Origin of the sequence: Brevundimonas sp. (genome assembly GCF_029946145.1) — a bacterium.
GTDB lineage: Bacteria > Pseudomonadota > Alphaproteobacteria > Caulobacterales > Caulobacteraceae > Brevundimonas.
Genome location: NZ_JAQSDY010000029.1, coordinates 80,399 through 100,336, shown reverse-complemented (window position 1 = coordinate 100,336; position 19,938 = coordinate 80,399). Strand labels below are relative to the sequence as shown.

The 19,938-nt window shown below is 68.1% G+C and carries 18 protein-coding genes; 7 read left to right on the top strand and 11 right to left on the bottom strand.

Features of this window, described 5'->3' with window-relative positions:
* Nucleotides 1–51: 51 nt before the first annotated feature.
* From arsC to PSV23_RS16060, 3 genes are read right to left on the bottom strand one after another with little or no spacing between them, the layout of a single operon-like run.
* Nucleotides 52–465, bottom strand: coding sequence for an arsenate reductase (glutaredoxin) (arsC, locus tag PSV23_RS16070; protein ID WP_300470996.1), 414 nt, complete (start codon nt 463–465; stop codon nt 52–54).
* Nucleotide 466: 1 nt separating this feature from the next.
* Nucleotides 467–1,522: an ACR3 family arsenite efflux transporter gene (gene arsB / locus PSV23_RS16065; RefSeq protein WP_300470994.1), complete on the bottom strand. Its 1,056-nt coding sequence runs from the start codon at nt 1,520–1,522 to the stop codon at nt 467–469.
* 4 nt (nt 1,523–1,526) lie between these two features.
* A complete protein-coding gene (locus PSV23_RS16060; RefSeq protein ID WP_300470991.1) occupies nt 1,527–1,877 on the bottom strand; it encodes a metalloregulator ArsR/SmtB family transcription factor in 351 nt (116 codons plus the stop codon).
* A 22-nt stretch (nt 1,878–1,899) separates the two neighbouring features.
* On the opposite strand from PSV23_RS16060, the gene arsH reads away from it, so the two are divergent.
* From arsH to PSV23_RS16030, 6 genes are all read left to right on the top strand, one after another.
* Nucleotides 1,900–2,625: an arsenical resistance protein ArsH gene (arsH, locus tag PSV23_RS16055; protein ID WP_300470989.1), complete on the top strand. Its 726-nt coding sequence runs from the start codon at nt 1,900–1,902 to the stop codon at nt 2,623–2,625.
* Nucleotides 2,626–2,703: 78 nt separating this feature from the next.
* Nucleotides 2,704–3,963 (top strand): multidrug effflux MFS transporter, encoded by a 1,260-nt coding sequence (locus PSV23_RS16050; RefSeq protein ID WP_300470987.1) that lies wholly within the window; start codon nt 2,704–2,706, stop codon nt 3,961–3,963.
* Between the two features lie 93 nt (nt 3,964–4,056).
* Nucleotides 4,057–6,018: a M1 family metallopeptidase gene (locus PSV23_RS16045; RefSeq protein WP_300470985.1), complete on the top strand. Its 1,962-nt coding sequence runs from the start codon at nt 4,057–4,059 to the stop codon at nt 6,016–6,018.
* Between the two features lie 144 nt (nt 6,019–6,162).
* Nucleotides 6,163–7,266 carry a 4-hydroxyphenylpyruvate dioxygenase gene (gene hppD / locus PSV23_RS16040; protein ID WP_300470984.1) on the top strand — a complete coding sequence of 368 codons (1,104 nt, stop codon included), beginning with the start codon at nt 6,163–6,165 and terminating at the stop codon, nt 7,264–7,266.
* Nucleotides 7,259–7,444, top strand: coding sequence for a hypothetical protein (locus PSV23_RS16035; protein WP_300470983.1), 186 nt, complete (start codon nt 7,259–7,261; stop codon nt 7,442–7,444). Before hppD ends, PSV23_RS16035 begins: the two co-directional genes overlap by 8 nt.
* Before the next feature lie 148 nt (nt 7,445–7,592).
* Nucleotides 7,593–8,648 carry a PAS domain S-box protein gene (locus PSV23_RS16030; protein ID WP_300470982.1) on the top strand — a complete coding sequence of 352 codons (1,056 nt, stop codon included), beginning with the start codon at nt 7,593–7,595 and terminating at the stop codon, nt 8,646–8,648.
* A 235-nt stretch (nt 8,649–8,883) separates the two neighbouring features.
* Here PSV23_RS16030 and PSV23_RS16025 read toward each other — a convergent pair whose 3' ends face one another.
* The 8 genes from PSV23_RS16025 to aroA form a co-directional block, all read right to left on the bottom strand.
* Nucleotides 8,884–12,180, bottom strand: a complete 3,297-nt coding sequence (locus tag PSV23_RS16025; RefSeq protein ID WP_300470981.1) for an error-prone DNA polymerase — start codon at nt 12,178–12,180, stop codon at nt 8,884–8,886.
* Nucleotides 12,177–13,784 (bottom strand): DNA polymerase Y family protein, encoded by a 1,608-nt coding sequence (locus tag PSV23_RS16020; RefSeq protein ID WP_300470980.1) that lies wholly within the window; start codon nt 13,782–13,784, stop codon nt 12,177–12,179. Before PSV23_RS16020 ends, PSV23_RS16025 begins: the two co-directional genes overlap by 4 nt.
* Entirely contained in the window at nt 13,690–14,343 is a 654-nt protein-coding gene (locus PSV23_RS16015; protein ID WP_300470979.1) for a hypothetical protein, read from the bottom strand. Before PSV23_RS16015 ends, PSV23_RS16020 begins: the two co-directional genes overlap by 95 nt.
* Nucleotides 14,344–14,432: 89 nt before the next feature.
* The gene (gene mscL / locus PSV23_RS16010; protein ID WP_300470978.1) at nt 14,433–14,852 is read right to left on the bottom strand and encodes a large-conductance mechanosensitive channel protein MscL; all 420 of its coding nucleotides are present in this window, start codon (nt 14,850–14,852) and stop codon (nt 14,433–14,435) included.
* A gap of 14 nt (nt 14,853–14,866) precedes the next feature.
* Entirely contained in the window at nt 14,867–15,154 is a 288-nt protein-coding gene (locus tag PSV23_RS16005) for an integration host factor subunit beta (RefSeq protein WP_056619956.1), read from the bottom strand.
* A 222-nt stretch (nt 15,155–15,376) separates the two neighbouring features.
* Nucleotides 15,377–17,086, bottom strand: coding sequence for a 30S ribosomal protein S1 (gene rpsA / locus PSV23_RS16000; protein WP_300470974.1), 1,710 nt, complete (start codon nt 17,084–17,086; stop codon nt 15,377–15,379).
* A gap of 153 nt (nt 17,087–17,239) precedes the next feature.
* Nucleotides 17,240–17,890 carry a (d)CMP kinase gene (gene cmk, locus PSV23_RS15995; RefSeq protein WP_300470972.1) on the bottom strand — a complete coding sequence of 217 codons (651 nt, stop codon included), beginning with the start codon at nt 17,888–17,890 and terminating at the stop codon, nt 17,240–17,242.
* Nucleotides 17,887–19,203: a 3-phosphoshikimate 1-carboxyvinyltransferase gene (aroA, locus tag PSV23_RS15990; protein ID WP_300471076.1), complete on the bottom strand. Its 1,317-nt coding sequence runs from the start codon at nt 19,201–19,203 to the stop codon at nt 17,887–17,889. The genes cmk and aroA overlap by 4 nt, the downstream gene beginning before the upstream one ends.
* Before the next feature lie 136 nt (nt 19,204–19,339).
* On the opposite strand from aroA, the gene PSV23_RS15985 reads away from it, so the two are divergent.
* Nucleotides 19,340–19,801: a TIGR02300 family protein gene (locus PSV23_RS15985; protein ID WP_300470970.1), complete on the top strand. Its 462-nt coding sequence runs from the start codon at nt 19,340–19,342 to the stop codon at nt 19,799–19,801.
* The last annotated feature ends 137 nt before the right edge of the window (nt 19,802–19,938 follow it).

The window sequence follows — 19,938 nt, the reverse complement described above, 5'->3', positions numbered from 1 at the left end:
CCCCCGTTTGCGGGAGTATGCCAAGGCGCGAGCGGGGGCGCCAGCGGGGCGCTAGCCGAGTTCAACCACTTCGCCGTCTTCCTTGACGAAGCGGTCGGGCCGGCGGTCCAGCAGATCGAAGACTTTTTCGGACGGCCGGCACATGGCCGCGCCGCGGGGGGTGCGGACGATGGGGCGGTTCACCAGGACGGGATGCGCGATCATCGCCGCCAGGATCGCTTCGTCCGGCGTCGCGGCGTCCAGCAGAGCCGGATTGATCGCGACCGCCTCCTTCTCGCGCAGCGCCTCGCGGGGACTCAGTCCAGCCTCCAGGAACAGATCGCCCAGCTGGCCGGCGGTCCATCCCGTCTGCAGATACTCGACCACCTCGGGCTGGTAGCCTGAGGCCTCGACCATCGCCAGCACGTTGCGCGACGTCCCGCAGGCGGGGTTGTGGAAGACGGTCACGGGGAAGGCGTCGGACATTTCAGCGCTCCATTTCGGCGTTGCGGCGGACGGCGGGCCCGGCCTCGTACCAGCCCTTCGAGCGATTCACGATCCACACCACCGAAAGCATCACCGGCACCTCGATCAGCACCCCGACCACCGTCGCCAGGGCCGCGCCGGAGTTGATGCCGAACAGGCTGATCGCCGCGGCCACGGCCAGTTCGAAGAAGTTGGAGGCCCCGATCAGGGCTGACGGCCCGGCCACGCAATGGGCCTCGCCGGTCGCCCGGTTCAGCCAGTAGGCGAGGCCGGAGTTGAAATAGACCTGGATCAGGATCGGGATGGCGAGGATGCCGATCACCAGCGGCTGGGCCAGGATCTGCTCGCCCTGGAAGCCGAACAGCAGGAGCAGGGTGACCAGCAGGGCGGTGATCGAGACCGGACCGAGCCGGGTCAGGAGCCGCTCGAGCCCCGTCTCGCCCTGGCGCGTCAACACCATCCGCCGCACGACCTGGGCCACGATGACTGGCAGGATGATGTAGAGGCCGACCGAGATCAGCAGCGTCGCCCACGGCACGGTGATGGCCGCCAGACCCAGCAGCAGGCCGACTATCGGGGCGAAGGCGACGATCATGATGGCGTCGTTCAGCGCCACCTGGCTGAGGGTGAAATTCGGCTCACCGTCGGTCAGGCGGCTCCAGACGAAGACCATGGCGGTGCAGGGCGCCGCCGCCAGGATGATCAGGCCGGCGATATAGCTGTCGATCTGGTCGCCGGGCAGCCAGGGCCGGAACGCCATCGCGATGAACAGCCAGGCCAGCAGCGCCATCGAGAACGGCTTGACCGCCCAGTTGACGAACAGGGTCACGCCGATCCCGCGCCAATGCCGCCCCACCTGGCCCAAGGCGGCGAAGTCGACCCGCAGCAACATGGGGGTGATCATCAGCCAGATCAGGCCGGCCACGGGCAGATTGACCTGTGCGATCTCGGCCCGGGCGATCCGGGCGAAGACGTCGGGGAACAGCCAGCCAAGTCCGATCCCGACGACGATGCAGAGAAAGACCCAGAGGCTGAGCCAGCGTTCGAACAGGGACATAAGTTCAGGCCTCGAGGGGAAGGCAGCGCGACCGCACCGCTGCGGCAGCCAGCGGCGCGCACACCTCGGGAGCCCCGCCGCAGCAGTCCTCGGCGAGCCAGGCCATCAGTTCGCCCATCCGGTCGAACCGGGCCGAATAGATGATGGACCGGCCGTCCCGGCGCGACTGCGCCAGACCGGCGTGAGTCAGCAGGGCGAGATTGGCCGACAGGGTATTGGGCGGCGTGCCTAGGCGGCGCGCGATCTCACCGGCGGCCAAGCCCGTCGGTCCAGCCGACACCAGCAGGCGAAAGACCCTGAGGCGGCCCTCGTGGGCGAGGGCGGACAGGCTCTCGACGGCGATTGTCATTTCCATATTTCCAGAATATCAGAAATGAATGACCGATCAACCCGCACTCGACGCCCGATTTCTCGACGCCCCTGATCTATCGCGGCTGGAGCCCGGGCGCCGGTCTCAGCATCCGCCGCGGATCCTGTTGCTGTACGGCTCTTTGCGTGAGCGGTCGTACAGCCGCTTCGCGACCGAAGAGGCCGCCCGCATTCTGGAACAACTCGGCTGCGAGACCCGCATCTTCGACCCGCGCGGCCTGCCCCTGCCTGACGACGGCGGTCCCGACCATCCCAAGGTCCAGGAGCTCCGGGCGCTCTCGCTCTGGTCCGAAGGCCAGGTCTGGTGCAGCCCCGAACGCCACGGTGCGGTCACCGGGGTAATGAAAAGCCAGATCGACTGGCTGCCGCTCAACAGTGGCGGCGTGCGCCCGACCCAGGGGAGAACCCTGGCGGTGATGCAGGTCTCGGGCGGGTCGCAGTCGTTCAACGCCGTCAACGGCCTGCGTTTGCTCGGCCGCTGGATGCGAATGATCACCATTCCCAACCAGTCCTCTGTCGCCAAGGCATGGCAGGAGTTCGACGAGGCGGGACGGATGAGGCCCTCAGCCTTCTACGACCGCGTCGTCGACGTGATGGAGGAGCTGGTGAAATTCACTCTGCTGACGCGGGACCGGTCCGACTACCTGGTCGATCGCTACAGTGAACGGCGCGCCGCGGGCCGGACCGTCGAGGGCGATCGCATCGCCGACGCCGTTCTCGCGCCAGTGCGCTGAAGGCCTGGGTCGCGCGTCGCCCCGGCTATTTCCTGCTCCGGCGGTTGCACCCGGACACCCCGGCCCCATCTGCCCCCGATGATCATCGCCTCCGCCGAACCCGCCAAGCCCGCCGTCAAGGGGCCGGGCTTTCCCGAGTTCGTGGCCCTGATCGCCATGATGATGGCGCTGAACGCCCTGGCCATCGACTCCATGCTGCCCGCCCTGCCGGCCATTGGAGAGGCGCTGGGCGTGGCGACCGAGAACAGCCGTCAATGGGTCATCACCGCCTATCTGCTGGGATTCGGCGTGACCCAGATCATCTACGGCCCGCTGGCCGACCGGTTCGGCCGCAAGCCCATCCTGATGGTCGGCCTGGGGCTCTATGTCCTGTTCAGCGTGCTGGCGGCCTTTTCGCCGACGTTCGAACTTCTGATCGCCGCGCGCGTCGGGACCGGGGTCGGCGCCGCCGCCCTGCGGGTGCTGGCGGTCTCCATCGTGCGCGACCGCTATTCCGGGCGGACCATGGCCCGGGTCATGTCGCTGAGCTTCCTCGTCTTCCTCGGCGTGCCGATCCTGGCGCCGGCGCTCGGCCAGTTGATCCTGACCGTCGCGCCCTGGCCCTGGGTGTTCGGCGTTCTCGCGGTCGGCGGAGCCGCCTTCGCGACCTGGGCCGCCATCCGCCTGCCCGAGACCCTGCACCCCGAGGATCGGATGCCGATCCGGGTCGGCCGTATCGCCTCGGCCTTCCGGCAGGCGCTGACCGACCGCCAGTCGATCGGCTACACCTTCGCCATCACCGCCATCTCCGGCGCCCTGTTCGGCTTCATCAACTCAAGCCAGCAGATTTTCTTCGACGTCTTCCACGAGCCGCAGCTGTTCACTGTCGTGTTCGCCCTGGTCGCGGGCGGCATCGCGATAGCCTCGCTGCTGAACGCGCGACTGGTGGAGCGGCTGGGTTCGCGGCTGATCTCGCACACGGCGCTGCTGGGCTTCATCACCATGTCGGCGATCCATGCGACGGTGGCGCTGACCGGCCATGAGACGATCTGGACCTTCGCGGTGTTGCAGGCCCTGACCATGTTCTGCTTCGGCTTCATCGCCGGCAATTTCGGCGCGATGGCGATGGAGCCGATGGGCCATATCGCGGGCACGGCCTCGTCGGCCCAGGGCTTCATCTCGACCACCGTCGGAGCCTCGCTCGGCTTCCTGATCGGCCAGCAGTTCAACGGGTCCGCCGCACCCATGACCATCGGCTTCGTATGCCTTGGGGTCACGGCGCTGGTCTGCGTTCTGATCGCCGAGCGCGGGCAGCTGTTCAAGGCGCGGAACTTCGCCCCGGCGCCGGCCCCCTCTTGATCTTTTTCGTTCGCCGGAGCGTTGTCCCGGCAGGAAACGAACCTGGCCCGATCGCCCGAACAAGGACGGCGGGCCTTCTGGTAAGGACTGCCGATGATCCGCACGCTTGGACTGGTCTCCGCTCTCGCCCTTGCGACGGCGCTGGGAGGATGCGCCTCGATGCCCGGCTTCGGCCCCTCGTCCGGCTCGGACATGCCGCCCCTGCCCGCCTCGGCCGCCGCGCCCGCCGAGTATGCGCGTGACGCCCACACCTGGGCGCGGCCCGAGATCGCCCACGTCCGCCACCTCGCCCTCGACCTGACCGCCGACTTCCAGGCCCGCACCCTGGCCGGGACAGCGTCGCTGGATATCCAGGGCATCCCCGGCGCCAACGAAGTGGTGCTGGACGTCAAAAACCTCGACATCCGCAACGTCACCGACGCCGCCGGCGCGCCGTTGCAATACGAAACCGGCGCCAACGACGCCATCAAGGGCCAACCTCTGACCGTCCGCTTCCCGGCCCTGGCCGCGGGCGAGACGCGCCGCATCGTCGTCGCCTATTCCACCCGCCCGGACGCCGCCGCCCTGCAGTGGCTGACGCCTTCCCAGACCGCGGGCGGCCAAAAGCCGTATCTGTTCAGCCAGGGTCAGGCGATCCTGACCCGCACCTGGGTCCCGACCCAGGATAGCCCCGGCATCCGCCAGACCTATGACGCCCGAATCGTCGCCCCCGCCGATCTGCGCGTGGTCATGAGCGCCCAGCAGCTTACCCCCGAGGGCGAAGACGCGGGCCCCGGCATGAAGGCCTGGCGCTTCCGCATGACCAATCCGGTCCCGCCCTACCTGATCGCCATCGGCGTGGGCGACCTGGCCTTCGCCGCCATCGACGAGCGCACCGGCGTCTTCACCGAGCCTTCCCGCCTGAGGGCCGCCCGCGCCGAACTGATGCCAACCGCTGACATGGTCGATGCGGCCGAGCGGCTGTACGGCCCCTATCGCTGGGGCCGCTACGACCTGCTGGTCCTGCCGCCCTCCTTCCCGTTCGGCGGGATGGAAAACCCGCGCCTGACCTTCGCCACCCCGACCATTATCGCCGGCGACCGGTCGCTGGTCTCGCTGGTGGCGCATGAGCTGGCGCACAGCTGGTCGGGCAACCTCGTCACCAACGCCACCTGGAACGACATGTGGCTCAACGAGGGATTCACCGTCTATTTCGAGAACCGCATCATGGAGGCCCTCTATGGTCAGGACCGCGCCCTGATGCTGCGCGCGCTCGGCTGGGGCGACCTCCAGAGCGAGATGGCGGGGCTGCCGCCGGCTGACACCCGCCTGCATCTCGACCTCGAGGGACGCGATCCCGACGAGGGCCTGACCGACGTCGCCTATGAGAAGGGCGCCGCCTTCCTGTTCACCATCGAACGCATCGTCGGGCGCGAGCGGTTCGACACCTGGCTGAAGGGCTATTTCGAACGCAATGCCTTCCGTCCCATGACCACCGAACTGTTCCTGCAGGACATCCGCACCCATCTGGTGGCGGGCGACGCCGGACTGGAGCGTCAGCTGATGATGGACGCCTGGATCTATCAGCCCGCCATGCCGTCGAATTGGCAGCCCCCGGCGTCCAGCGCCTTCGTCCCCGTCGACGCCGCCGCCCGCGCCTTCTTCGCCGACAAGGGTCCCGCATCGGCCATCCCCTGGGCCGGCTGGTCGACGCAGGAGCGCCAGCGCTTCCTGGCCTGGCGGCCCGACGGCGGGCGCGACAGCGCGGACTGGCTGACCGCCGCCCAGCTGGCCGATCTGGAATCGTCCCTGAACCTGCGCGAGGAAGGCAATGCCGAGGTCTTGTTCGCCTGGCTGCAGATCGCGGTCCAGCACCGCTATCAGCCCGCCGTCCCGACCCTCGAGCGCTTCCTGACCACCATGGGCCGGCGCAAATTCGTCCTGCCGCTGTTCACCAGCCTGTGGGCCGAGGGCGACTGGGGCCGTCCCATCGCACGGCGCATCTACGCCCAGGCCCGGCCCGGCTATCACCCGGTGACGACGGGCTCGGTCGATGCGGTGGTCGGCCGGCCCTGATCACCCTTTATCCCTCCCCTTCATGAGGGAGGAGAACGCGCCCACTGACATGTGACCGGCGTCGCCTTGGCTTGGCCGCCGCCGATCACTAGGTTCCGCCCCGAAAGCGGCGATCAACGTCGCGACGCCCTCAGGAGACGCCCCATGCATGACGCGCCCCAAACCGACGCGGCCGCCCGCCTCGACACGGAAAACCCGCTCGGCGTCGACGGCTTCGAGTTCGTGGAGTTTACCGGGCCGGATCCCGCGGCCATGGTCGCCCGCCTCGAGTTGATGGGCTTCACCCGGACCCACGTGAACCCGGCCAATGACGTGGTCCGGCTGAAACAGGGCGACATCACCCTGTTGGTCAACCGCTCGCCCAGGGGTCAGGCTGGCGAGTTCGCCACCGAGCACGGCCCCTCGGCCAACGGCATGGCCTTCCGGGTGGCCAATGCGAAGGCCGCCTTCGAAGGCGCAGTGTCGCGCGGCGGGCGTCCGGCAGAGGGTCATGACGGCGGCGCCCTGGGCGGCGGCTATCCCTACATCCTGCAAGGCATCGGCGGTTCGCTGTTGTACCTCGTCGACCAGTATGGCGACGCCGGTTCGCTGTATGACGGCTGGGACGAGATCGAAGGCTGGGAAGAGGCCGAGCGCAAGAACAACGTCGGCCTGTTCATGCTCGACCACCTGACCCATAACGTGCGGCGCGGCCAGATGCGCACCTGGTCCGGCTTCTACGGCGACATCTTCGCCTTCGAGGAGCAGAAATATTTCGACATCAAGGGCAAGGCGACCGGCCTGTTCTCCCAGGCCATGATCGCGCCCGACCGCGCCATCCGCATTCCCCTGAACGAGAGCCAGGACGACAACTCCCAGATCGAGGAGTTCCTGCGCCGCTACAACGGCGAGGGCATCCAGCACATCGCCCTGGCTACCGACGACATCTTCGAGACGGTGGAAGAGCTGAGGCGCCGCGGCATTCCCTTCCAGGATACGATCGAGACCTATTTCGAACTGATCGACAAACGCTTGCCCGGCCACGGCGAGGACGTCGCCCGCATGCGTCTGAACCGCATCCTGATCGACGGCTCCGACGAGGAAGGCCTGCTGCTGCAAATCTTCACCCAGGACACCTTCGGGCCGATCTTCTTCGAGATCATCCAGCGCAAGGGCAACCAGGCGTTCGGCGAGGGTAATTTCCAGGCCCTGTTCGACTCCATCGAGCTGGACCAGATCCGGCGCGGCGTCATCAAGGTGGATGCCTAAGCCGCCGGCGTGGCTGCCCTGGCTCGGTCCGCTTCTCGCGGCCGCGGTCGGGGCGGCGGTCGGCGAATACGGCCTGGGCGGCGGCTTCTGGACGGTGCTGATCGCGGCGCTGGCCTGCGGCTTCGCGCCGATCGTGGGGTATCGCGTGTGGAAGTGGCGGCACCAGCGCAAGGGGTAACCTGCGCGCCCGAGACTGGGCGTCGACGAGCATCGCGCCAACTGTCCTCCCTTGGAGGGGCGAACGGACTCAACGCTGGCGTGAAAATCGACTCTGCTAACGCAATCCGCTACCGTGTGCGGAAGATGACCGATTCCGGGGGCGGAGGATGCAGGACCCGGCAAGTTTGACGCCGCCAGGGCTTCACCCTGCTCTGACCGTCGACGTTCTGGCGCTTGTCGCGGATTCAGTGATCTGCACGGATGAAGCCGGAAGCATTATGGTTTTCAACCAGGCGGCCGAGCAGGCCTTCGGCTATAGCGCAAGCGAAGTGATCCGCCAGCGTGTTGAAATGCTGCTTCCGCAGAGCGATCGCCTCGAGCACGTCCAGCACGTGCGCGACTTTGCCTTGGGGAACGGCGCCGCGAACCGACTCATGGGCCACCGCCGGGAAGTCCGGGGCCGGCGCAAGAACGGGGACGTGTTCCCGGCGGAGGCGACGGTATCGCGCCAGATGATCGATGGCAGAAAAATCCTGACCGTCGTGCTCAGGGACATCACTGAACGCAAGGAGTTGGAAGAACTGCGTGAGGCGGCCGCGCGCGAACTGCATCATCGGATGAGGAACCTGCTGTCGGTCGTCAATTCCATTGTGGCGATCAGCGCCGCGAGCGCGGTGAGCGTGGAAGAGTTCAAGGAGTCGCTCACCGGACGGTTGAAGGCCCTGGCCGCCACCCAGAGCGCCCTGCGATTTGGCGAGCCGCAGAGCACCAGCCTGAACGAGCTTTTTCTGGCTGAGCTGATGCAATACCAAACCCCGGACGGAGCGAACGTGGTGATAGAGGGCCCGCCGGTTCCTGTGGGGCCAAAGGCGGCTCAACTCCTGGCGCTGGCCGTCCACGAACTTGCGACAAACTCGGCGAAATATGGTGCGCTGAGCCATGCCTATGGACGCGTCGCCGTGACGTTCGCCCTCGAGGGTGAAGGAGACAAGGGCCTGCTTGTCATCCAGTGGCGGGAATCTGGAGGGCCGCCTGTGAAACCACCGGCGCGCCAGGGCTTCGGCACGCGTCTTATCAAAAAGGTCGTTGCAAGGTCCCTTCGGGCAGACGTGGCCATGGACTTTCGACCCGAAGGACTGATCTGTCGGATGACAGTGCCCAGGGCCGCGCTGGAAGCAGGTCAACAGGAACCGGGGGCGGAAGCTCTCCGGGCCGCGTTGTGAAATTGATTTATGGGGCAAGCCTCTCGCGCACTCATCGTCCGTTCCGGGCTGGAGGCGGTCTGCCTGCTCTGCAATGCGTGAGCTTCCCGGCACGACACCGCCTTGCCGCCGGCAGGGCCCTCATCGTCAGTCCATCTGTGATGTCATCCCGGGCAATCGCGTCGCAATTTCCGGGAAACCCTGGCCGGTTGGCGCACGCATTGTGAGCGCTCCGCAGAATGAATGTCGATCGCACCTAGTGAAAATCCCGCGACCCCGGCAGCACCCGCACGTCCCGCGGATGTCGCCCCCGCCCCGGCGCATGACCTGAACCCGGCGCGGAGTCGGGCGTCAGATCCCCCAGCATCGGCGTCCAGTCCTCCAGATGATCGACGACCAGATGGGTCACGCCCTCGGCCGTCTGGACCTTGCCCCGGGCCAGCACCATCCGCGCGCCCATCGCCACCGGCCTCAAGCGCTCGAATACGTCGGGCCACAGGACCAGATTGGCGACACCGGTCTCGTCCTCAATGGTCATGAAGCAAACGCCCTTGGCCGTGCCGGGCCGCTGGCGCACCAGCACCACGCCGCCGACCACGACGGTTCGACCGTTGGGGCGGGCAGGATAGTCCTGCGCCGTCAGCGCCCCCGCCCGCGTCAGCCGCTCGCGCAGGAAGCTGACCGGATGGCCTTTCAGCGACAGGCGGAGGGTCTGGTAGTCGCCGACCACCTCCTCGGACGGCGCCAGAACCGGCAGGGCAGCGGGCGGGCGGCCATCGGCCTCGTTCAGCCCCATGGCCTCGAACAGGGGCGCCGATGACGCCGGCGCCGCGCCCTTGGCCGCCCACACCCCCTGCCGGCGCGTCAGGTCCAGCGAGCCACAGGCGTCCGCCTCGGCCAGCCGGTCCAGCGCCGAGGGCGGCAGGGCGGCGCGGCGGCGCAGGTCGTCAAGATCGGAGAAGGGGCCCGCCTTCCGCGCCTCCATGATCGCTTCGGCCCAGACCTTCCTGAACCCGTCGATGGAGCGCATGCCCAGCCTCAGGGCCCGCCGTCGACGACGCGGTCGCGTCTCCAGGGCAGCGTCCCAGTCGCTGGCGTTCACGTCCGGATGCCGCACCTCCACCCCATGTTCGCGCGCGTCCCTGACGAGCTGGGCCGGAGCGTAGAACCCCATCGGCTGGCTATTCAGCAGACAGGCGGCGAACACATCGGGATACAGCCACTTCACCCAGGCCGAGACATAGACCAGATGGGCGAAGGAACAGGCGTGGCTCTCGGGGAAGCCGTACTCGCCGAACCCCTTGATCTGGTTGAAGCAATTCTGTGCGAAATCGGCGTCATAGCCGCGCGCGATCATCCGCCCGACCATCAGGTCCTCGTAGTTTCCGATGGTGCCGTTGTGGCGGAAGGTGGCCATGGCCCGGCGCAGGCCGTTGGCCTCCACCCCGGTGAACTCGGCCGCGACCATGGCGATCTTCATCGCCTGTTCCTGGAACAGCGGCACGCCCAGGGTCTTGCGCAGCACATTGGCCAGTTCGTCCGGATCCTTCGCCGACCCCGGCATGGAGAAGCGATAGCTGCCGGGGCCGTGCACCGCCTCATGGTCCCGCCGCTCCTTCCGCCGCTGCAGATAGGGATGGACCATCTTGCCCTGGATCGGGCCCGGCCGGACGATGGCGACCTGCACCACCAGATCATAGAACTCCACCGGCCGCAGACGCGGCAGCATCGACATCTGCGCCCGGCTCTCGACCTGGAAGACGCCCAGCGAGTCCGCCTTGCACAGCATCCGGTAAACCCCGCGTCGCTCGGCCGGGACGGCGGCGGTATCCGGCAGTGGTCGCCCGTAGGACTCCCCGATCATGCGGAACGCGCGCTTCATCGCCGTCAACATGCCCAACGCCAGCACATCGACCTTCATCAGCTTGAGGAAGTCGATGTCATCCTTGTCCCATTCGATGAAGGTTCGATCCGGCATCGCCGCATTGCCGATGGGCACGATCTCGATCAGCGGCGCCTGGCTCAGCACGAAACCGCCGACATGCTGGCTGAGGTGACGAGGAAATTTGATCAGTTCGGCGGTCAGGTCCAGGGCCAGACGCAGGCGCACGTCGTCGCGGCTCAACCCGGCGCGGTCGACATGATCGTCCTTCACCCCGGATCCCCATGACCCCCAGACGGTGTCGGCCATGCGGGCCGTGACGTCCTCGGTCAGGCCCAGCGCCTTGCCCACATCCCGGATGGCCGAGCGGGGCCGGTAGTGGATGATGGTCGCCACGATCCCCGCCCGGTCCCGGCCATAGCGCTCGTAGACGTATTGCATCACCTGTTCGCGCCGCTCGTGCTCGAAATCGACGTCGATGTCGGGCGGCTCGGACCGGTTCGAGGAGATGAACCGCTCGATCAAAACCTCCTGCCGGGTGGGATCGACATTGGTGATCCCCAGACAGAAGCAGATTACCGAGTTCGCGGCAGACCCCCGGCCCTGGCACAGGATCGGATCGGGCCGGGACCGCGCCCATGCGACGATGTCGTGAACGGTCAGGAAATAGGGGGCGTAGTCCAGCTCCCGGACCAGCCGGAGCTCCTTCAGGATGATGGCTCGAATGGCTTTCGGCGTCCCTTCCGGCCACCGCGACCGGGCGCCCTTCAGCGTCAGCCGGGCCAGCCAGCCTTGCGGGGAATAGCCCGCCGGGACCGGTTCATCCGGATACTGGTAGCTGAGTTCGCGCAGGCTGAAGGTGCAGGCCCGCGCCACATCCATCGTCCGCGCCAGCGCCGCTTCGTGGCCGCGGAACAGCCGGGCCATCTGGGCCGGCGGCTTCAGATGGCGCTCGGCGTTGGCCTGCAGCCGCCGGCCGGCCTTGTCGATGGTCGTCCCCTCCCGGATGCAGGTCAGGACGTCCTGCAGCATCCGCCGGTCGGGGTGGTGATACAGCGCCGCATTGGTCGCGATCATCGGCGCGCTGGTGCGATGCGCCATCGCCGCCAGCCGGTTCAACCGTTTGCGGTCGTCGCCGCGCCACAGGGGCGCCGCCGCCAGATACAGGGCGTCGGGCCAGGCCTTGCGCCATGCCGCCAGCCGGGCTTCGAACGCCGCATCGGGCTGTTCCGGCGCGGGGGCGAGGGCGATCATGCCTTCGCCCAGCCCGGCCGCCTGTTCAAAGGTCAGCCGCGTCTCGGCCTTTTCAATGCGATCGGCGTCCGGGTCGGCCCCGGGCTGGGGTACAGCCTCGCTCTTGCCCAGCGACAGCAGCCGGCACAGCCGGCCATAGGCGGCACGGTCGCGCGGGAAGACGATCAGCTCGGTCCCGTCGGTGAAACCCAGCCGCGATCCGACGACCAGAGGAATGTCGACCACCTCCGCCCCCATCAGCGCCCGCACCATGCCGGCCAGGGTGTTACGGTCGGCCACGCCAATGGCGGCCAGCCCCATGGTCTTCGCCTGCATCGCGATTTCGCCCGGATGCGACGCCCCCTCCAGAAAGCTGAAATTCGTCATCGCCCCCAGTTCGGCGTACCGGCCGTCCCAGCCAGAGCCCGGGCCAGTCACCGCAGCATCCCGTGCATCCACCACGACGGGGCGCGTTCTTCCGGCGTGCCGGAAAACTCCCGGCCGTAGAGACCTTCGCGGAACAGCCAGTATCGCCCGCCCGCGTCGTCCTCGACACGGTAGTAGTCGCGTGTGCGCACCTGCCGGTCGTCGGGGCGGGGGCGCCACCATTCTGGCGACAGGCGCTCGGGCCCGTCAGAGCGGGTCACGCGCCGCGACAACCGCCGCCAGGTGAAGCGCACCGGCGCGCCGTCGGGCAGTTCGGCCAGGGCCTCGACCGGCTCGGGCGGGTCCAGCAGCAGGATGGGACGGCGCCCATCGCCATCCGTCGCAAGGGGCGGCCGCCCCAGCGCCGGCCGCCAGCTTTCGGCGCGCTCGGGCAGCCAGCTGTCGCCGGGCTCGGGCGTCAGCACCCGGTCCTCCCCCAGTCGTGCGGTCAGGCGGTCGATCAGCGCCGCCAGATTCTCGGCCTGTTTCGCCCCTGCCTCGCCTTCCAGCGTTCCCTGCCGCGCCGTCATGGTCTCGACGCCGTCAGCGGTCAGCATCAGGGCGTCGAGGCCGAACCCCAACTCCAGCCGCCCGAGCCCCGCCTCGCGGAACAGCCGCAGCCAGGTTCCCGGGTCCTGTCCTGGCCGGCCCATGCGCACCGACAGGCTGGTGGTCCGGCCATCCGATCGGAAGCCCGTCAGGGTCAGCGCCTTCGCCCCCTGCCCGTCGCGCACCAACGGCGCGGACAGGTCGGCGGCCAGTTCCGTCAGCCGCGCCTCCACCCCCTCGGTATCGCCGACCGGCTCCATCCATGCCTGCCATGCGCGGTATTTCGGCGGCGGCCGGACCGGGGTCAGACCCTCGCCGGCGAAGCCCAGCGCCTGATCCAGCCGCTGCACCAGCCCCACCCCGTCCCCGTCGCGGAAGCGCCGCGCCAGCCCCGCGCGCGGCATGGGATAGAGGTCGCCAATCCGCTTCAGGCCGAACCGCCGCGCCTGGGTCAGGGTGCGGTCGTCGATGCGCAGGGCCTCTACCGGCAGGGCCGCCAGCAGCGTCCGCACCGTCTCGTCGTCGGCGATACAACCCTCATCCCCGGCCTCGCCCCAGCGCGCCAGCGCCCAGGCCGCGCCGGGCGTGGGAGCCATGGCGACGCGCGCCCGCGCCCCGGCCTCGGCCAGCCGATCCCGGATCTGCGCCAGCAGGGCCATCTCGCCGCCGAACAGGTGGGCCGCGCCGGTGAGATCGAGGAACAGGCCTTCCAGCCCCTCTCCCGCGGGATCGACGCTGACCGAAGGCGACCATCGTTCGGCCCAGACAGCCAGCGCCGTCAGCGCCCGGGCGTCGGCCTCGGGATCGGCGGGCTTGCAGATCAGGTGCGGGATCATGGCCAGGGCGTCGGCCTGGGTCTGGCCGCGCCGCAGCCCCGCCGCCCGCGCCGGCGGATTCAGGGCGTGCAGGATCGCCGCGCCCCGAGTGCTCTTCCGGATCAGGGCGAACGGGTTTTTCGGATCGAGGGCGAGGTCAGGCGGCGAGGCCGGACGGCGCGCCCGCATGGCCGATCGCCGCCAGACCGCTATCGGCCAGTCGATCAGCCAGACGGAGACGATGCGTCTCATCATCCTGCTCCAGCATCCACGCTCCGGGCCGTTCGCCCCGCCCTCGCACCAGTTCGGCGGACAGCCGCGCCGGGCCGGGAGCCCGGGCGTCGTCGGGATCGACGGCGCTGGCCATGGTCGATATCCGCCAGCGCCGCCGCGCCGCGCTGAGCCCGTCCAGTCCGCGCGGCAGCACCAGCCCCACGCACCCGCCCTGTTTGGCGGCGAAATCCAGCCGCCGGGTCTGGGTCAGGGTCGCCGCATCCACCGCGCCCAAGGCCAGGGAAACCGCCCCCGACCGCAACGCCTGCTCCAGCGTCCACAAGGCTTCGGTCGCCGTGTTCACAGGGGCCAGGATGAAGGACGCGTCCCCCAGGCCGGGACCGTAGGGTCGGCCATTTTCGCCCAGCCACGCTCGGGTCGCCGTCATCAGCACGGGCCGGGTGTCTCCTTCCAGCCGTCGCGACAGGGCGAACGACATCAGGGCCGCCCCATCCCGCGGACCCGCCGCGCAGGCCTCTTCCAGCGGGGCGGGGCGCTCGGGAAAAACGCCGGGGGATGACAGGGGCGCGGGGTTCATGAGAGTCCGGAAAATCCAATTGTTCACTATTTGTTCCGGCAGCCGCCAGAGTCAAACAGAGAATCCCGTTCACCGTCATGAGGGGGAAATCAGGCCCTGGGCCGCGCCTTCAGCTCGTCGCGGATCTCGGTCAGCAGGGCTTCTGTCTGTGTCGGCGCGGGGACCGCTTCCGGCTCGGCCGCCCGCTCACGGCGCATCCGGTTGATCCCCCGGACCAGCAGAAACACCACAAAGGCCACGATGGCGAACTGGATCAGGGTGTTGATGAAGGCGCCATACTGGATCGCCACCTCCTCGACCGCCTCGGTGGAAAGGTCCTCGGGGGCCAGCACCCATTTCAGATTGGCGAAATCGACCCTGCCCAGCAGCAGGCCGATCGGCGGCATCACCACCTGTTCGACCAGGCTGGTGACGATCTTGCCGAACGACGCGCCTATGATGACGCCCACGGCAAGGTCAACGACATTGCCCCGGGCGATAAACTCCTTGAACTCGGTAACGAGGCCCATCGGCGATCTCCGGATCAGGCGTCGCCGGCGTTCAGCCGCTCGCGCAGTTCCTTGCCGCTCTTGAAGAAGGGCACGGCCTTGGCCGGCACGTCGACGGTCTCGCCGGTGCGGGGATTGCGTCCCGCCCGCGCCGGTCGGGCCCGGACGGAGAAGGCGCCGAAGCCGCGAAGCTCCACGCGTCCGCCCTCGCCCAGAGAATCAACCATCTGGCCGAGCACGATATTGACCACCCGTTCGACCTCGGCATGGGTCAGATGGGTGTTCTCGGCAGCGAGCTTTTCGATCAGCTCGGACTTTATCATCGGCAGGCCCCCCGCCCTGTTCAGCCTTCACAAGGCCCATACGGGTGCATCCGGGCACGGGATGCAACCCCACCCTAGACTCCGCCCGCCGGAGGAAAAAGCCCCGAGGGCGGTTTGGCTGGCGAAATGTCGGTTAACGCTCACAAATCCGCGCGGCGGGCGCACGAAAAAGGCGGCGGGATCGCTCCCGCCGCCTGATCCGTATCCAGATCACAAAGGTGACTATTCCTTGGTGCTGGCCTTCTCACGAAGGGCCGCGCCGAGGATGTCGCCCAGCGAGGCGCCCGAGTCCGACGAACCGAACTGTTCGATCGCCGCGGTCTCGTCCTTCATTTCCAGGGCCTTGATCGACACCGAGACGCGGCGCGAGGCCTTGTCGATGCCGGTGACCATGGCGTCGACGCGATCGCCGACCGAATAGCGCTCGGTGCGCTGGTCGTTGCGGTCGCGGGACAGGTCGGACTTGCGGATGAAGGCGGTCGCCGGGGCGTCCTCTTCACCGAACTTGACCTCGATGCCGCCGGTTTCGATCGACGTCACGGTGACGGTGACCTGCTGGCCCTTCTTGAAGGTGTCGCCTTCCATCGGATCGCCGCCCAGCTGCTTGATGCCGAGCGAGACGCGTTCCTTCTCGACGTCGACGTCCAGCACCTTGGCCTTGACGGTTTCGCCCTTGCGGTAGCGCTGGATGGCTTCCTCGCCCGAGACGTTCCAGTCCAGGTCCGACAGGTGGACCATGCCGTCGATGTCGTTGTCCAGGCCGATGAACAGGCCGAACTCGGTGGCGTTCTTGACCTCGCCCTCGACGGTCGAACCGATCGGGTTGGCGGCCACGAAGGCGTCCCACGGATTGTCCTGGGCCTGCTTGAGGCCCAGCGAGATGCGGCGCTTGGAGGCGTCGACATCCAGCACGACCACATCGACTTCCTGCGAGGTCGAGACGATCTTGCCGGGGTGGACGTTCTTCTTGGTCCAGGACATTTCCGAGACGTGGACCAGGCCTTCAACGCCGGCTTCCAGCTCAACAAACGCGCCGTAGTCGGTGATGTTGGTGATGCGGCCGGTCATCTTGGCGCCGACCGGGTATTTGGCTTCGACGCCGTCCCACGGATCGGTCTGCAGCTGCTTCATGCCGAGGCTGATGCGCTGGGTGTCCGGGTTGATCTTGACGATCTGGACCTTGACGGTGTCGCCGACGGCGAGGACCTGCGAGGGGTGCGAGACGCGCTTCCACGACATGTCGGTGACGTGCAGCAGGCCGTCGATGCCGCCCAGGTCCACGAACGCGCCGTAGTCGGTGATGTTCTTGACCACGCCTTCGCGGACTTCGCCTTCCAGCAGCTGGCCGACCAATTCGGTGCGCTGTTCGGCGCGGGCTTCTTCCAGGATGGCGCGACGCGAGACGACGATGTTGCCGCGCGGACGGTCCATTTTCAGGATGGCGAAGGGCTGTTCCTTGCCCATGAGCGGGCCGACGTCGCGCACCGGGCGGATGTCGACCTGCGAGCCGGGCAGGAAGGCCGAGGCGCCGCCGAGGTCGACGGTGAAGCCGCCCTTGACGCGGCCGACGATGGCGCCGTTGACCGGCTGGCCTTCGGCGAACACGACTTCCAGACGGGTCCAGGCTTCTTCGCGGCGAGCCTTGTCGCGGCTGATGACGGCTTCACCCAGGGCGTTCTCGACGCGCTCGAGGTAGACTTCGACATTGTCGCCGAGCTTCGGAATGACGGCGCCTTCGCCGATGCCGAACTCGCGGGCCGGGATGCGGCCTTCGGTCTTCAGACCGACGTCGATGATCAGGATGTCTTTCTCGATGCCGACGACGCGGCCGTGAACGACCTGGCCTTCACCGAGATCGCGGCCCTGAAGGGTTTCGTCGAGCAGCGCGGCGAAGTCGTCACGCGAGGGGGAGAAGCTTTGGGTGTCAGTCATGCAGTGTTGAGGTTTCTAACGGTTGTGGCGCGCGACCGGACGGCCCCGCGCGAGGTGAGTGTGAAAGGGTCAGCAGGTCGTCAGGACGCGAGGCGAATGAGCCAGAACGCCCGCGGAAGCCGAGGGATGGAGCGTTGGATTTGCCGGGGGTCCCTAGAGACCGGACCGGCTGCGCGCCGCCTCGACGATACGGCGGGCCGCATCGAAGGCGGTCTCTATATCCATTTCGGTCGTATCCAGCAAGACGGCGTCGTCGGCCTGCACCATGGGCGCGGCGCCCCGGCCCGCGTCGCGCTCGTCCCGACGCACGATATCGGCCAGCATGTCTTCATAGGCGATGGCGTCGCCGCGGCCGGTCAGCTGCTTCCAGCGGCGCATGGCGCGGACCTCGGGCGTGGCGGTGACGAACAGCTTGGCCTGGGCGTTCGGCGCGATGACGGTGCCGATATCGCGGCCATCCAGAACCGCCCCACCCGGCTGGGCGGCGAAATCGCGCTGGAATTCCAGCAGGGCGGCGCGCACGCCGGGATAGCCGGCCGTCCGGCTGGCGGCCTCGCCTGCCGTCCCGCTGGTCAGCCGCTCGGTGTCGCTGAGGTTCTCCGCTTTCAGCGCCCGCGCCACGGCCTCGGCGGCGGCCTCGTCGTCCAGGGATCCGCCGGCGTCGAGAAGCCCGAGGCCCACGGCGCGATAGAGCAGACCGGTGTCGAGATGCGGCAGGCCGTACGCGCGCGCCAGCCGCGCGGCGATGGTGCCCTTGCCGGATGCGGCGGGGCCATCGACGGCGATAATCAGAAAACGGTTCATCCGGACGCTGCGATATCGGCCCCGAGGCCGCGCATCAACTCGACAAATCCGGGAAAGCTCGTCGCGATCATGCCCGACTCGTCGACGGTGACCGCCTTGTTGGCCGCCAGACCCAGCACCAGATGGCTCATGGCGATGCGGTGGTCGCCGTGGGTGGTCACGGTCGCGCCGCCTCGAACAGGACCGCCGGTGACAGTGAAGCCCTCCGGCTCCTCCTCGACGGTAACGCCGCAGGCGATCAGGCCTGCCGCCATCAGGGCGATCCGGTCGCTCTCCTTGACCCGCATCTCGCCGATGCCGCGCATGACGGTGGCGCCTGTCGCGAAGGCGGCGGTCGCGGCGAGGATCGGATACTCGTCGATCATCGAGGCGGCCCGGTCCGTAGGCACCACTACACCCGTCAGCGCCGAATTCCGCGCCGTGACGTCGCCGAGCTCCTCGCCGCCGGACATGCGACGGTTCGAGACGGTCAGGTCCGCTCCCATCTCGCGCCAGGTCTCGAACAGGCCGGTGCGCAACGGGTTCAGCATCACGCCTTCGACGGTCACTTCAGATCCGGGCACGATCAGCCCGGCCGCCAGCGGGAAGGCCGCCGAGGACGGATCGCCGGGCACGGCCACCCGTGTTCCCGTCAACCTCGGCCCGCCCTTCAGACTGACCCGCCAGCCGGCGCCCATCGGCAACACGCCGACCTCGGCCCCGAAGGCGCGCAGCATGCGTTCGGTGTGGTCGCGGCTGGGCTCGGGCTCGGTCACCGTGGTCACGCCGTCCGCGTTCAACCCGGCCAGCAGGATGGCCGACTTCACCTGGGCGGAAGCCACGGGCTGGATGAAGTCGATCGCCGTGAGGGCCCCGCCCTGAATCTCGACCGGCAGGCGATCAGGCTCGACCTTCCAGCCGAACCGCGCGCCCATGTCGGTCAGGGGGCCGGTGACACGCTTCATCGGTCGCTTTCGCAGACTGGCGTCGCCGTCGAACGTCGTCGTCACCGGATACCCGGCGGCCGCCCCCATCAGCAGGCGCACGCCGGTGCCGGCGTTGCCGCAGTCGATGACGCCGGCCGGTTGCTGGAACCCGCCACGTCCAGTGACCCGCCAACGCCCTTCGCCCAGACGTTCGACCGCCGCGCCGAAGGCCTCCACCGCCCGCGCCGTCGCCAGCACGTCGTCGCCCTCCAGAAGGCCCTCGATATCCGTGACTCCCGTCGCCATCGCCCCGAGGATCAGGGCGCGGTGGGACATGGACTTGTCGCCCGGGGCGCGCACGAGGCCGCTCAGCGGGGCGCCGCGGCGGGCGGTCAGGCAGCTGGGGATCGACACCAGATGGTCTCCGAACAGGTCTGCGGGCCCAGTGTCGGGAGGCGCGCGCGGAGATGGTTTTTGACAGCGGCGTCAGGGGGTGGCAAGGGAGCCGCCCCATTTCCCCACTCCCGCCAAAGGTCTTTCCACCGTGGCCAAACCCGAACTGGGCCAGAAGCAGGTCTGCCCGAACTGCCAGGCCAAATTCTATGACCTGGGCCGCCGCCCGGCTCATTGCCCCAAATGCGCGACCGATTTCGATCCGGAGGAGGCGCTGAAACTGCGCAACCGCCGCGGTCGTCCCGCCGGCTATGCCGCCGACGAGACCGACGAGGATCAGGTCAAGGACAAGAAGGCCGACGGCGACGAGGACGAGGAAGAAGAAGCCGTCGCGACGCCCGAGATCGATCAGGAAGGCCATGAGCCGATCCTGACCCCGGACGACGATGACGACGAGACGCCTGTCGATCCCACCGAAGAGTCCGGCATGGGCGAAGCGGTCGAGGACGACGATGTCCTGGCTGACGATGACGACGACTCCGTCCCCTTCATCGAGGACGAGGATGACGACGGCTTCGAGGACGAGATCAAGACGCCGAAGGAAGACGAGTAGACGGTTTTTCGCACCCTTCCCGGACGGCTTTCGGGCGGTCCGGGAAGGACGAAAATAAATGGCTGGACCGGGCTTGATCGCGATCAGACCCTGACATAGGTTCCGCCGCCTCGCAGCAGGGCCTCCCGGCCCAACGC